The following is a 13,773-nucleotide window of genomic DNA, read 5'->3' as shown; positions in this document are numbered from 1 at the left end:
AAAGATTCATCAAATCGATAATTTATATCATAAAATATTAATTAGGATAAGAAGGGGTGGAGTACTTGCAAGAAGTTTCTGAGTTTCGTATGCCAAAGTCGGTATTATATGGAAGGAATTCGCTTGAAAAACTGGGGGAACAATCAAAAAAGTTAGGGAAAAGAGCTTTTATAGTTACTGATACAATTATGGAGAAATTAGGATATGTTGAAAAGTGTATACAACAACTAAATAAGAAAAGTATTACTGTTAGTACATATAATAAAGTAGATGCTGAGCCTACCAATATACACGTGTTAGAAGCGTTATCTCTTTGTAAAGAGGAAAAGTGTGATTTTATTATCGGTATTGGTGGTGGAAGTTGTATTGATGCTGCGAAAGCAGTAGCGGTTTTATATACAAATGGTGGAGAAGTTGAGGATTATGTCCAAAAGGATATTGAAATAGAAAACAATCCACTACCACTTATTGCAATTCCAACAACTTCTGGTACTGGATCGGAAGTTACAAGTGTAGCAGTAATTACGAATAAAAAAACAGATGTAAAAATGATGATGAAGCATCCTAGTTTTATACCGAAAGTAGCAATTATAGATCCAGTTTTGACAAGTTCATTACCACCACAAATTACGGCAGCAACAGGAATAGATGCGTTATGTCATGCAATTGAAGCGTATATTTCTAAAGTTTCACAACCACTTACAGATGTACTTGCTCTTTCAGCTATTGAGAGTATTATGAAATATTTACGTATAGCATATGAAGATGGACGTAATATGGAGGCAAGAGAAGCGATGATGATTGCTTCCTTACAAGCTGGAATTGCATTTTCTAATGCATCAGTTACATTAGTTCATGGAATGTCAAGACCAGTGGGAGCATTATTTCATGTACCACATGGAATATCAAATGCCATACTATTACCTACAGTGTTAGAGTTTACAAAAACAAGTGCAATGAAAAGGTTAGCAAAAATTGGACGTAGTTTAAATAAGGATTTGTATTCGAATTCTGATGAGGAAGTAGCAGATTACACACTTGGTGAAATAAAAAAACTTTGCTTTGATCTTCGTATTCCAAATTTAAAAGAATACGGAATCGATGAAATTGAATTTGAAAATGCTATTTCTAAAATGGCATCAGATGCAATTGAAAGTGGTAGCCCAGCTAATAACCCACGTGTTCCATCATATGATGAAATCAAAGAGCTGTATCGAGAGTGTTTTAATTATAAGTATAAAGAATTTATAAAAACATCAGATCGTTAATTTCAGAATATTCTATAAAAATTTCCTTGGAAATGAAAGTAGAATTATTCTTTATTATTCCGTTAAAACAAGACTTTATATTCCAAACTTAAAGTCTTGTTTTATTGTGTATAATATACACAATAAAACGTTGTTATTAGTTTTATAAAAATAGTTTAGGTAGGTGTTTGTGTTTATATGAAAACGATAGGTCTTATAGGTGGCATGAGTTGGGAATCAACTTCTGAATATTATCGAATTATTAATGAAGAAATAAAAGAGAGATTAGGAGGGCTACATTCAGCAAAATGTTTGATTAATAGTGTGGATTTTGAAGAGATTGAACGATGTCAGTCTAGCGGAGATTGGGATGGTGCTGGAGAAATTCTAGGGAATACGGCATATTCATTACAAAAGGGGGGAGCAGACTTTATAATCATTTGTACAAATACAATGCATAAGGTAGTTGGAAAAATAAAGGAGAAAATTGATATTCCAGTCTTACATATTGCTGATGCAACTGCAAAAGAAATTAAAAGAAAAGACATTCAAAAGGTTGGTCTGCTTGGAACTAAATATACAATGGAGCAAGATTTCTATAAGTCACGTATAGAAAAAAATAATATAAAAGTAATAGTACCATCAGAAAAAAATAGAAAAGAAATAAATAAAGTAATATATACAGAATTATGTTTAGGAAAAATAGTATCTCAATCTAGAGAATATTATAAAAGAGTCATCGAAGAGTTAGTGCAAAAAGGAGCACAGGGAATCATATTAGGTTGTACAGAAATAGGATTATTAATAAAGCAAGAAAACGTATCTGTCCCGATATTTGATACAGGTCATATACATGCAATTGAAGCGGTCAAGGTAGCTCTAAATAGAGTATAATTATATTATGTAAACTCGATTCGTATATCTGGAAAACATTCAGAAAATATTTTATAATGTAAGTGGTTACATTTAAGGGGGAATGCGTATGTTTTCAGTTCAACCAATCGCATTTGTACATAATGAAAGAAAAGAAATAAAAGATGATGAGTGGGGAGAAGTAAGATCCCGTATAACTTTAACTGAAATGTATGCAGAAGAAAGTATACAAGGGATTGAAAATTTTTCTCATATTGAAGTTGTTTTTTATTTTCATAAAGTAACTGACGAGCAAATTCAGTATTTTGCTAGACATCCTAGAAATAATAAAGATTATCCTGAAGTAGGTATTTTTGCACAGCGCGGGAAAAATCGTCCGAATCGCATAGGTGTAACAATTGTAAAGGTGATCAAAAGAGAAGGCAAATCAATTATTGTTGAGGGATTAGATGCTATTGATGGCACTCCTATATTGGATATAAAACCAATAATGAAAGAGTTTATGCCGACAGAAGAAATACACCAGCCTAAATGGGCAACGGATATAATGAGACAGTATTGGAAGGGGAATGGAGTAAAATGAGAATATATGAGGCAACAATTGCAGATTTAGATGGACTGGCATCAGTTTTTAATAACTATCGTATGTTTTATAGACAAGATTCTGATTTAGAAGGGGCAAAAGTATTTTTACGAAATCGAATTGAGAGAAAAGAGTCCGTTATTTTCGTAGCAGTTGAAGACGGCGAATATATTGGGTTCACACAACTATATCCATCATTTTCTTCCATTTCAATGAAAGAATTATGGATTTTAAATGATTTATTTGTACAAGCGGCGAAGCGTGGAGCCGGAACAGGTAAAAAATTATTAGAAGCTGCTAAAGAATACGCATTAGAAAATGGAGCAAAAGGTGTAAAATTGCAAACAGAGATTGATAATTTATCAGCACAACGATTATACGCTGAAAATGGCTATTTGAGAGATAATCGTTATTTCCATTACGAATTAACGTTTTAAAAAATTAAGTTGAAAGAGGCATTTTCAAGAAAAAGAATTTCTTTGTAATGAGAAATTCTTTTTTATTTTTGTCTAAATTAAAAAATACATTAACAAAAACGATATTTATTTATTGTTAAACGATAAACATTGTGATAAAATTATGTTGCCATTAAATAAGTGAGGTATTGTAAATGAATCTTAAACGAAGTTCAACAACGTTCTTAAAAGTAATTATTTTTCTTGCTGGAATTTCAGTACTTGCTTTATGCATATTTTTAGTGCCGGAAATGGCGAATTTCGCAGCAAATTTGTATCCTAATATTGCTCCGATGAAATATCTTGTTTTCATTGTGATGTATGGAGCAGCTGTGCCTTTTTACGTTGCTCTTTATCAGGCTTTCAATCTTTTACAGTACATTGATGAGAACACAGCGTTCTCGGAATTATCAGTAAAGGCGTTAAAGAATATAAAGCGCTGTGCAATTACAATCAGTGGTTTGTATGTATTAAGTTTGCCACTTTTTTATTTTATAGCGAAAAAAATGGACCCTCCTATTGGGTTAGTGGGACTCATTATCGTTTTTGCTTCGCTCGTTATCGCCGTTTTTGCTGTTATCCTCCAACGACTTCTACAAGAGGCAATTCACATAAAATCAGAAAATGATTTGACGGTCTGAGGTGGCAGATATGACAATCATTATTAATATTGACGTCATGTTAGCAAAACGAAAAATGAGTGTAACGGAGCTTTCGGAGAAGGTTGGAATTACGATGGCGAATCTTTCTATTTTGAAAAATGGGAAAGCAAAAGCGGTTCGTTTTTCAACATTAGAAGCGATATGTAAAGCTTTGGAGTGTCAGCCAGGGGATGTTTTGGAGTATAAAAACGATGAGAATACTCAATAAAAACAGATAACAAATGTAAATAATAGAAGTCAATAAAGAAGGGATAGCCACTAAGCTATTCCTTCTTTACGTTAATTGCTGTTACTAATAAAAAATATAATTTGAATTGCAATGTTTGCGTATCAAAAGGGAACTTGCTACCTTTTGAGGTGATCCGTTTTGTGGAAGACAATTATTTGCCAAAAAGGCTATTTAAACTATGTTTTAAATTATTTCGAGTGAATCAAAATCTTCATTTGTATTATAGTTGATTTAAAACCCAGTTCGTTGCATCTTCAAAGTTATCTGCAATGTAGTTTGGTTCAATATGTGCCCATTTGTCTCGGTACGTATGCAAAGCATCATACCCAGCGCCTGTTCGGACTAGAATCGTAGTCGCATTTACTTTTGCTCCTGCAACAATATCAGTCCAACGATCACCAACTACAGCACATTGTGTTAAATCAAGTCCATGTTTTTTTGCTGCTTTAAGCAGCATGCCTGTACTTGGTTTACGGCATTCACAACCATCACCGTGTTTATGAGGACATACATAAATATCATCAAAACCGAAGCCTTCTAATTCTTGTACAAAATCGGCTACAGTTGCTATTCCATCTGCGATACCGGGTTGATTTGTGAAAGAGAAAATTTTTATATTTTTAGCTTTTAGTTTTTGCAAGGATGTTTTTGTGAATGGAAATAATGTAAAAGATCTTGGATAATGTATTGTAGTGTCACCACCAATTGTACCGTCACGATCAATGAAAATTGCTTTAATGTTTGTCATAGTTATAGTCCCTTCACTTTATAAAGTAGTTTAAAAATATTTTACAAATCGGTAGCCATTTACTTCATAACCTAATTTTTTGTAAAAAGGATGAGCTTCTACTCTTTTTGTTCCACTAACTAGCCATGTGCCAATGCAATTATGTTTCTTTGCTAATTGCTCGGCATAATCCATCAAAACTTGTCCAATGCCTTTCCGTCGTATGTTAGAATCAACGCTAATAATTGAAATCTCTCCATAACGTGTTACATCTTCTAAATTTTCACGTATACGAAATCCAAGTAATCCAAATATAGCTTCTTCTTCCTCGTAAACATATAAAAAATCAAACGGACTCATTTGTACGAATTGTAGGCGGTTGTTCATATCTTCATAGGAAATAGAGGAACCTTTTAATTCTTTCGTTAAAGAACAAAGTGCGTCTATATCATCTATCGTTGCTTCACGAATTTGAAAAGACATATTATCAACTCCAATAAAATGTAATCAAACATTTAATATTCTGTTAAAAAATGTTTTTTCCTGCTATGAAAATAAATATTTTATAATGATATATAGATAGTTATATGTTATTCTTTTCCTTGATTGTAATAGTTATACTTTCACAGTTTTATTTATTGCCAGCTGTGATCAGTGGCATTGTTTTTATTTTATTAATTGTATGGATTGTATTTCTACCATTAAAAAAGAGCCATTGACGGCTCTTTTTCTAGTCTGTAACACATTGATAAATAAAATATACTAAAACGAGTATGCTTGCGGCGGAATACATGACGTCTAAAGTCATTCAAGTGCCTCCTCAATATCGTGGTATTAATATTGTATGAAATCTTACAATTTCATATTCAAGTGAAAAATATGTGAACGTTAACAAAATTGTAAAGTGCAAAAATTACAATCATTTTGTATAATAGAAGAAACCACCGTTATATAAAAAATAATGAGTGAAAGGGGAGGGAACATAAATGCCAAATTGGTTTAGAAAAACCTTAGTCGCATTAATTACCGTATTTACATTTGGTTTAGTGACGCCTCCTTCCATATTGCTTGATAATGCCAAAGCTGCGGACAAGCCTACGAGCACAGCTGGGCAACAAAGTTTGGAGAGTACGTCCTATACATATGAAGAAACGAATGACAGGTTAACCACCGATACTTTTATTACTTATGCGATGCAAGAAGCAGAGAAGCAGTCGATGCAAAAGTTTGGTACTAAAATTGGTCCAGTAATTGAAGATGAATTTAAAGATGTAATATTACCAAAGATTGAAGAGGCAATTGCTGAGCTTGCTAGTGATGTACCAGAAGATTCACTACAATCATTAGCGATTTCTCAAAAACCAGCTGGTGGGAATAATGAAAAGATTTTTCACGTCTACGATACGAAATCAGGAAATGATTTATTGCGTTTCCATGTAAGAAGAGATCATCCACCGCAAGATGGTTATTATTTTAATTTCCATTATCATCGTTTTGATGATGGATACTCAGGACATCATGAGTTAGGAAATATTTATTGGAATACGAATGTACCGCCGAAATGGCTTTCTTAAAAAGAACAAGAGAAAATCTTGTTCTTTTTTATTTTTATAGAAGGGACAGACAACCATGTTGTTGAATAACATAGGTTTAGAAAAAAGAAGCAAAAGGAGTATGGGAATGCAAAAATATATTGTTTTTGACTTTGATGGCACATTAGTAGATTCACAAAATATATTTGTACCAATTTATAATCAAATTGCTGAAAAGCACGGATATAAAACGGTAAGAGAAGAAGAAATTGAGTATTTACGCAAGTTAACGATGGCGGAGAGATGTAAACAACTCGATGTACCACTGTATAAACTACCGATATTAGCGCTGGAGTTTTATAAATTGTATCAACCTGCTATAAAAAATCTCGTTTTGTTCCATGGGATGAAAGAAGTATTAGATGAACTACATAAAAAAGGCTACGGAATTGCAGTCATATCATCGAACTCAGAAGAGCATATTCGGGCGTTTTTACACAAGAATGGTATCGAAAATATTCAAGAAGTGTATTGTTCTAAAAATTTGTTTGGTAAAGATAAAATGATAAAAAGATTTTTGAAATCAAAAAAAATAACAGAGAAAGATATGTTATATGTCGGTGATGAACAGCGAGACGTAGCAGCGTGTAAAAAGGCTGGAGTGAACGTAATTTGGGTATCTTGGGGATATGATGTTATTGAAACAGTGAAAAAAGATGCACCAGATTACATGGTTCATAAGCCGATGGAAATTGTGCAAGTAGTACAAGGAGCGTATTCTTAATATGAATACACTGCGAGCAGGCATTCATCATATTGAATTTTGGGTAGCAAATTTAGAGGAATCCATTTCTTTTTATAATAAGTTGTTTTCCATAATTGGGTGGAGAAAGTTAAATGAAGTAGCATATAGCACAGGAGAAAGTGAAATATACTTTAAAGAAGTAGATGAGGAAATTGTAAGGACGTTAGGGCCTAGGCATATTTGTTATCAAGCTATTCATAGAGAAGTAGTTGAGGAAGTAGCAGATTTTCTTTCTAGTACGAAAGTGAAGGTAATACGTGGTCCAATTGAAATGAATCATTATTCGGAAGGTTATTATACGATTGATTTTTACGATCCGAATGGATTTATTGTAGAAGTTGCCTATACACCAAATGCAGAAATGTAAGGGGAATAGATATGAAGATAATTACAGCATGGCAAAATAATATACAAATAGTAAAAGATGCAGTGGATATTAAAGAAATTTCTAAAGGTTTTTCGCCTGATAAGAAATATATAATTACGAGTACGAATAATGAAAAATATTTATTGCGGACAGGCGATATAAAAGAGTATGAAAGAAAGAAAATAGAGTTTCAAATTTTAAATGAAATGCAAAATCGTAGTGTGCAAGCACAAAAACCAATTGAAATGGGTTTGTTGGCAGAAGAAGGTTTATGCTATGGCATCTTTTCGTATTTAGAAGGGGAAGATGCGAAGAAGTTATTGCCTACGTATTCACCAAAAGAACAATATGATATTGGTATAGAGGCAGGGAAAGATTTAGCAAAAATGCATACATATGAAGCTCCTAATAATATACTTCCATGGTATGAAAGAGCAATGAAAAAACATAGTAAATATTTAGAGGCATATAAAACATGTGGAATAAACATAAAAAATGATGATAAAATCATAAAGTTTATTGAAGAAAATGAAATATATTTAAAGAACCGCCCAAATCGATTTCAACACGATGATTTTCACTTAGAAAATATAATTGTACGGGATGGAAAATATGTAGGTGTTGTTGATTTTAATGGCTACGACTGGGGCGATCCACTTCATGATTTTGTGAAAATTGCACTGTTTGCAAGGGACATTAGTATTCCGTATTCAATCGGACAAATAGAAGGATACTTTAATAGAAAAATACCAGAGGAGTTCTGGAAATTATACACGGTGTACGTTGGTATGACAGTTTTCTCCTCAGTTGTCTGGACATTACGAGCAGCGCCGCATATGTTAGATGATATGTTAGAGCGCCTTACTATAGTTTTAGAGGATCATAATAACTTTGAGTTATCGAAGCCAAGTTGGTTTCAACCAGATAAGATTGATATGAAATAGAAAAGGTAGGTGTGATTCGCACCTACCTTTATTTTTTACCATTAAGATACTTATTTAATTTTCTTAAATGTAAGCGGCTGAGTACTTAATGTAGCTGGTACATGTAACTGAAGGGATGGGAATTCACCACTTACATTCATTTCATAAGCGAATAATAAGCTCATTTTCATTTGGAATAAGTCAACTTTTGCAGAGAAGATGTCGTAATGATGATGCCCTAATTGAATATCCATTTCCATAAATTGTACATATAACGAATCATCTCGTTTGTATACTTGTAATGTTCCGTATGCAGGATGTTCAAAAGTACCAGTATAATCCTCTAACTTGTGCGAAGGTGTAGTCCCTTTAATTTGTTCAGGGAGGGATTCAGTTGCTTCTTTCATCATTTCCTTCATTTTTTTAGTATCTTCTACAGCACGTTTATGCCAATCAATGGATTCTAATTCAAGTAGTTCGTCATAAATTTGATTAGCGAGATAAGTAGGAAGTAATGTTCCTCCAGCATTCGTTAAAATGACAACGCCTATGTTTTCTGTTGGTATGAATGAAACAAGCGCTGAAAATCCATCGATATTACCGCCATGATGAATCACTTTTTTACCACGATAAGCGCTAATAAACCAACCAAGACCGTAACTATTTAATGGAGATTCAGGGAGTGATAAAACCGGTTGGTCTGGAATTGAATTGTGTGGTGTATACATTTGTTGTAATAATTCAGAGGAGATTAATTCATGATCTCCAAATTTTCCTTCATTTAAGTGGAGAAGTACCCAATTTGCCATATCTTCAATTGTGGAATTAATACACCCAGCAGCGCCAACTGTATCGATGTTACGGAATGGAACTGCTTTTATTTCACCGTCATTTTCAATGTAAGGTAAAGCGTAATCATCTGTAGTTTGTGAATCGTTAACAGAGAAGTTTGTATGTCTCATATTTAAAGGTTCTAAAATATGTTCTGTAGTGTATTGCTCCCACGTTTGATTTGTAATGTTTTCAACAATGTAGCTAATTGTTGCATACATTAAGTTGTTATATAGAAATGCAGTTCGGAACGGTGCATCAAGTGGTAAATGTTTTATTTTTTCAACGAGATCTTTTCGAGATAAGGCAGAACTGTACCAAAGAGCCTCATGACGACTCACTCCAGTTCGATGAGAAGCTAAATCCCGTCCTGTAACTTGTGAGCTAGCAAGTAGTTCAGATAAAGTAAAGTTAGGTATATAAGACTGGATAGGGGTATCCCAATTAAACTTTTTTTGCTGTGCTAACAAGCTTAATGAAAGTGTGCCAAATGCTTTCGTTGAGGAACCGATTGCGAATCGAGTATTCGGGGTAACAGCCTCTTTTGTTTCTATATTACGATAGCCGAAACCTTCTGAAATAATAACTTCACCGTCTTTTATAACAGCGACAGCAGCACCAGGAACATTTAAATCCTTCATCATTTTTTCAGCCGTTGTTTGTAAAGAAGTCATAACAGGTGTTTCAATTTTAGACATATTTCTAACCTCCAAATATAAATTTTGATCTACCGCACTATACTTTCGGTAATAGAAAATGAAAACCTTTTAAAATATGGAAAGTTAATAATTTTGTAAGAATTAGCATAAGAAATTTTATTAATTAAGATTATTAAATTTACCATTTTTCATGTTATGATAAATTCCATATACGATTGAAAGAAGGTTTTCCTACATATGAAACATGCTGAAAATGAATACTTAAATTTATGCCGCCATGTAATGGAACATGGTACGAAGAAAGAAGATCGTACAGGGACAGGAACTGTATCTGTATTTGGATATCAAATGCGTTTTGATTTGAGCAAAGGATTTCCTTTATTAACGACAAAAAGAGTACCATTTCGCCTTGTAGCAAGTGAACTACTTTGGTTTATGAAAGGTGATACAAATATTCGCTATTTATTGCAGCATAATAATAACATTTGGAATGAATGGGCTTTTAAGAGCTGGGTAGAAAGTGATGAGTATACTGGTCCTGACATGACTGATTTTGGTCTTCGCTCACAACAAGATGAAGAATTTAAAGTACAGTACGACGAGCAAATGGAATTGTTTAAAAAGAACGTTTTAGAAGATGATGAGTTCTCAAATAAATATGGTTATTTAGGAGACGTTTACGGTAAACAGTGGCGTGCTTGGAAAACGACAGCAGGTGAGACACTTGATCAATTAAAAGATGTAATTGAAATGATTAAAAAAACACCAGACTCACGTCGTTTAATCGTTTCTGCTTGGAATCCAGAAGATGTACCAAGTATGGCCTTACCGCCTTGTCATACGCTATTCCAGTTTTATGTAGCAGATGGAAAGCTTTCTTGTCAGTTATATCAAAGAAGTGGTGACATATTCCTTGGAATTCCATTTAACATTGCAAGTTACTCACTACTAACACATTTAATTGCACATGAATGCGGACTTGAAGTGGGAGAATTTGTTCATACAATTGGTGATGCACACATTTATACAAATCATTTTGAACAAGTAGAAAAGCAATTGGCACGTGAACCACGTCCATTCCCGAAACTTACATTAAATCCAGATGTGAAATCTGTTTTCGATTTTGAAATGGAAGATTTAACGATTGAAGGATACGATCCGCATCCAGCAATTAAAGCACCGGTTGCAGTATAATTGTAGAGGAGATGAAAAAATGATTGTTTCATTTATGGTCGCTATGGACGAAAATAGAGTAATTGGTAAAGATAATAATTTACCTTGGCGTTTACCGAGTGAATTACAATACGTGAAGAAAACAACGATGGGTCACCCGCTTATTATGGGAAGAAAGAACTATGAAGCGATTGGTAGACCACTGCCTGGAAGACGTAATATTATTGTAACTCGTAATGAAGGGTATCATGTTGAAGGTTGTGAAGTTGTTCATTCTGTAGAAGAAGTGTTTGAACTATGTAAAAATGAAGAAGAGATTTTTATTTTTGGTGGAGCGCAAATTTACGACCTCTTTTTACCTTATGTAGACAAGTTATATATAACAAAAATCCATCATGCATTTGAAGGAGATACATTCTTCCCAGAAATAGATATGACAAATTGGAAAGAGATTTTTGTAGAAAAAGGTTTAACGGATGAAAAAAACCCATATACGTATTATTACCATGTATATGAGAAACAACAATAATAAAAAAGATTGATGTGAGAATTCGCATCAATCTTTTTATTTATATTCACCAATATAAGTTTATAGATGAGATTCGATAGTGCTATAATGATAGGTAGCATGTAAAAATGCTAAAATTTTCAAAAGTACTAATATAGAAAGAGGAGGAGAATCGATTGAGAAAGATATGGGGGATTCTTTTTCTTTGCTTAACATTCATGTTAGTTGGATGTGGTAAAGAAGAAAAACCACAAGAAGCGTTTGATACATATGTAAAAGCGTGGAATAAACAAAAATTTGCAGATATGTATGATCAACTATCAAAAAATGCAAAAAAAGATATTTCAAAGAAAGAGTTTACTGAGAAATATGAAAAAATTTATTCTGGTATCGAAGTGAAAGACTTAAAGGTAGAAACAGGGGAAGTAAAAGAAGATAAAAAAGATGAAGGCCCTGTTCCTTTTAAAGTAAGCATGGATACAGTTGGTGGTAAAATTACATTTGGTCATGAAGCAAAAATGGTGAAAGAAAAAGATGGAGATAAAGAATCTTGGAAAATAGATTGGACTCCTGATTTTATTTTCCCAGGCATGACGAAAGATAGTAAAGTGCGTATGCAGACAACACAGCCAAAACGTGGTGAAATATACGATCGTAATGGAAAAGGTCTTGCAACGAATGGGAAAGCTTCTGAAATCGGATTGATTCCTGAAAAGTTAGGCGATACTGCTCCGCAAACGAAAGAAACAGTAGCGAAGTTATTAAATATGTCTGTAGAAGAAATTGATCAAAAATTAGCTGCTAAATGGGTAAAACCAGGGTATCTCGTACCAATTGGAATTTTGCCTGAAGGGGCAACACAAAATACGTACATTGATTTACCAGGTGTTTCAACAAAACCTGTAAATGTTCGTACATATCCGTTAGGGGAAGCGGCAGCTCATCTGACTGGTTATATTGGAAAGGTAAATGCTGAAGATTTAAAAACGCTACAAAAGAAAGGCTATCAAGCTGATGACCCAGTTGGTAAAGCTGGTTTAGAGCAAGTATTAGAGGAAAAGCTACGCGGTAAAAAAGGTGGCCGTGTCTTTGTAGAAGATGCGCAAGGAAAAGAAATTAAAAACTTGGCAAAAACAGATGCTGTTGATGGAGAAAATGTAACTTTAACTATTGATAGTGTTGTTCAAGAAAAAACGTATAATGAAATGAAGGGCGAAGCTGGTTCAAGTGCAGCAATTAATCCGAAAAGTGGAGAAACAATTGCACTAGTAAGTAGTCCAGCATATGATCCTAATATAATTGCACGAGGGACATCGAAGGCACAACGCGAAGCTTGGAATAATGATCCGAAAAAACCAATGACAAATCGCTTTACACAATTGTCGGTACCAGGTTCTGTATTTAAACCTATTACAGCTGCAATTGGTCTTGAAACAAAAACGATTGATCCAAAAGAAGAGTTGAAAATTGAAGGATTAAAATGGACAAAAGATTCTTCTTGGGGTAATTACTATGTAACGCGTGTGAAAGATGCAAATCCGATTGATCTTGATAAGGCGATGAAATACTCGGATAATATTTACTTCGCACAAGAAGCTTTGAAAATTGGAAAAGACAAGTTTATGAGTGAAGCAAAAAAATTCGGATTCGATGAGAAACTACCAATTGAATATGGATTCCCTGCTTCTAAAATTGCAAATGACGGCATTAAAAATGATATTCAAATGGCAGATACGGGATATGGACAAGGACAAGTATTAATGACTCCTCTTCATTTAGCTTTAACGTATGCGCCAATTGTAAATGATGGAACGATTCCGTCACCGTATATTATTAAAACAGATAAACAACCAAAAGCTTGGAAAGAAAATGTAATTTCTAAAGGAAATCAGGATATATTAAAAACTGCAATGACGAAAGTAATTAATGATCCAGATGGTACAGGGAAAATTGCTAAAATTGATGGCATGACTCTTGCTGGAAAAACAGGTACAGCGGAATTAAAAGTATCAAAAGAGGCCGAAGGAAAAGAACTAGGTTGGTTCGCTGCATTTGATTTAAATTCCCCAGATATGGTCATTACAATGATGATTGAAGATGTAAAAGGTAGAGGCGGAAGTAATATTCCAGCTGAAAAAGTAAAACATGTATTTCAAAAATAATATGTAATAGTAGGCTATCTCTATAAGTTGTAGAGGT

General features: G+C 33.6%; 16 protein-coding genes and 1 pseudogene. 14 read left to right on the top strand and 3 right to left on the bottom strand.

What is annotated here, in order from left to right:
• The first annotated feature begins 65 nt into the window (after positions 1 to 65).
• The 6 genes from MKY38_RS11345 to MKY38_RS11320 all read left to right on the top strand — a co-directional run bounded on the left by MKY38_RS11345 (position 66) and on the right by MKY38_RS11320 (position 4,028).
• Positions 66 to 1,268, top strand: coding sequence for an iron-containing alcohol dehydrogenase (locus MKY38_RS11345; protein WP_070180092.1), 1,203 nt, complete (start codon positions 66 to 68; stop codon positions 1,266 to 1,268).
• A gap of 177 nt (positions 1,269 to 1,445) precedes the next feature.
• Positions 1,446 to 2,141 (top strand): aspartate/glutamate racemase family protein, encoded by a 696-nt coding sequence (locus MKY38_RS11340; protein WP_070180093.1) that lies wholly within the window; start codon positions 1,446 to 1,448, stop codon positions 2,139 to 2,141.
• Positions 2,142 to 2,229: 88 nt separating this feature from the next.
• Positions 2,230 to 2,703, top strand: a complete 474-nt coding sequence (gene tsaA, locus MKY38_RS11335) for a tRNA (N6-threonylcarbamoyladenosine(37)-N6)-methyltransferase TrmO (RefSeq protein WP_065223614.1) — start codon at positions 2,230 to 2,232, stop codon at positions 2,701 to 2,703.
• The gene (locus tag MKY38_RS11330; RefSeq protein WP_023521824.1) at positions 2,700 to 3,140 is read left to right on the top strand and encodes a GNAT family N-acetyltransferase; all 441 of its coding nucleotides are present in this window, start codon (positions 2,700 to 2,702) and stop codon (positions 3,138 to 3,140) included. Before tsaA ends, MKY38_RS11330 begins: the two co-directional genes overlap by 4 nt.
• Before the next feature lie 173 nt (positions 3,141 to 3,313).
• Positions 3,314 to 3,799 (top strand): DUF2975 domain-containing protein, encoded by a 486-nt coding sequence (locus tag MKY38_RS11325; RefSeq protein WP_065223615.1) that lies wholly within the window; start codon positions 3,314 to 3,316, stop codon positions 3,797 to 3,799.
• 10 nt (positions 3,800 to 3,809) lie between these two features.
• The gene (locus tag MKY38_RS11320) at positions 3,810 to 4,028 is read left to right on the top strand and encodes a helix-turn-helix domain-containing protein (protein WP_000152535.1); all 219 of its coding nucleotides are present in this window, start codon (positions 3,810 to 3,812) and stop codon (positions 4,026 to 4,028) included.
• 241 nt (positions 4,029 to 4,269) lie between these two features.
• On the opposite strand, the gene MKY38_RS11315 is transcribed toward MKY38_RS11320, so the two are convergent.
• Together MKY38_RS11315 and MKY38_RS11310 are read right to left on the bottom strand one after the other, a co-directional pair.
• Complete coding sequence (locus tag MKY38_RS11315) at positions 4,270 to 4,797, bottom strand: HAD-IIIA family hydrolase (RefSeq protein ID WP_070180094.1); 528 nt, start codon at positions 4,795 to 4,797, stop codon at positions 4,270 to 4,272.
• A 30-nt stretch (positions 4,798 to 4,827) separates the two neighbouring features.
• Positions 4,828 to 5,259, bottom strand: coding sequence for a GNAT family N-acetyltransferase (locus tag MKY38_RS11310; protein ID WP_000009777.1), 432 nt, complete (start codon positions 5,257 to 5,259; stop codon positions 4,828 to 4,830).
• 125 nt (positions 5,260 to 5,384) lie between these two features.
• On the opposite strand from MKY38_RS11310, the pseudogene MKY38_RS11305 reads away from it, so the two are divergent.
• The 5 genes and pseudogenes from MKY38_RS11305 to MKY38_RS11285 all read left to right on the top strand — a co-directional run.
• A pseudogene (locus MKY38_RS11305) lies at positions 5,385 to 5,495 on the top strand (ABC transporter permease); the annotation flags it as partial.
• A 267-nt stretch (positions 5,496 to 5,762) separates the two neighbouring features.
• The gene (locus tag MKY38_RS11300) at positions 5,763 to 6,350 is read left to right on the top strand and encodes a YpjP family protein (RefSeq protein ID WP_001134421.1); all 588 of its coding nucleotides are present in this window, start codon (positions 5,763 to 5,765) and stop codon (positions 6,348 to 6,350) included.
• Between the two features lie 106 nt (positions 6,351 to 6,456).
• On the top strand, positions 6,457 to 7,092 hold the full coding sequence (locus MKY38_RS11295; RefSeq protein ID WP_070180095.1) for an HAD family hydrolase: 636 nt from the start codon (positions 6,457 to 6,459) through the stop codon (positions 7,090 to 7,092).
• Position 7,093: 1 nt separating this feature from the next.
• The gene (locus MKY38_RS11290) at positions 7,094 to 7,480 is read left to right on the top strand and encodes a VOC family protein (protein ID WP_070180096.1); all 387 of its coding nucleotides are present in this window, start codon (positions 7,094 to 7,096) and stop codon (positions 7,478 to 7,480) included.
• Between the two features lie 11 nt (positions 7,481 to 7,491).
• A complete protein-coding gene (locus MKY38_RS11285; RefSeq protein WP_070180097.1) occupies positions 7,492 to 8,424 on the top strand; it encodes an aminoglycoside phosphotransferase family protein in 933 nt (310 codons plus the stop codon).
• A 50-nt stretch (positions 8,425 to 8,474) separates the two neighbouring features.
• Here the strand turns inward: MKY38_RS11285 and MKY38_RS11280 are convergent, their stop codons facing one another.
• On the bottom strand, positions 8,475 to 9,932 hold the full coding sequence (locus MKY38_RS11280; protein WP_070180098.1) for a serine hydrolase: 1,458 nt from the start codon (positions 9,930 to 9,932) through the stop codon (positions 8,475 to 8,477).
• A 198-nt stretch (positions 9,933 to 10,130) separates the two neighbouring features.
• On the opposite strand from MKY38_RS11280, the gene MKY38_RS11275 reads away from it, so the two are divergent.
• The 3 genes from MKY38_RS11275 to pbpC all read left to right on the top strand — a co-directional run bounded on the left by MKY38_RS11275 (position 10,131) and on the right by pbpC (position 13,736).
• Positions 10,131 to 11,087, top strand: a complete 957-nt coding sequence (locus MKY38_RS11275) for a thymidylate synthase (RefSeq protein WP_000679609.1) — start codon at positions 10,131 to 10,133, stop codon at positions 11,085 to 11,087.
• Between the two features lie 19 nt (positions 11,088 to 11,106).
• Complete coding sequence (locus tag MKY38_RS11270; RefSeq protein WP_000637205.1) at positions 11,107 to 11,595, top strand: dihydrofolate reductase; 489 nt, start codon at positions 11,107 to 11,109, stop codon at positions 11,593 to 11,595.
• 155 nt (positions 11,596 to 11,750) lie between these two features.
• Complete coding sequence (gene pbpC / locus MKY38_RS11265) at positions 11,751 to 13,736, top strand: penicillin-binding protein 3 (RefSeq protein ID WP_001227248.1); 1,986 nt, start codon at positions 11,751 to 11,753, stop codon at positions 13,734 to 13,736.
• The last annotated feature ends 37 nt before the right edge of the window (positions 13,737 to 13,773 follow it).

It is taken from the genome of Bacillus sp. FSL R5-0585 (assembly GCF_038004545.1).
Lineage (GTDB): Bacteria > Bacillota > Bacilli > Bacillales > Bacillaceae_G > Bacillus_A > Bacillus_A cereus.
The sequence above is the reverse complement of the archived record's forward strand: the minus strand, read 5'-3'. Positions and strand labels throughout refer to the sequence as shown.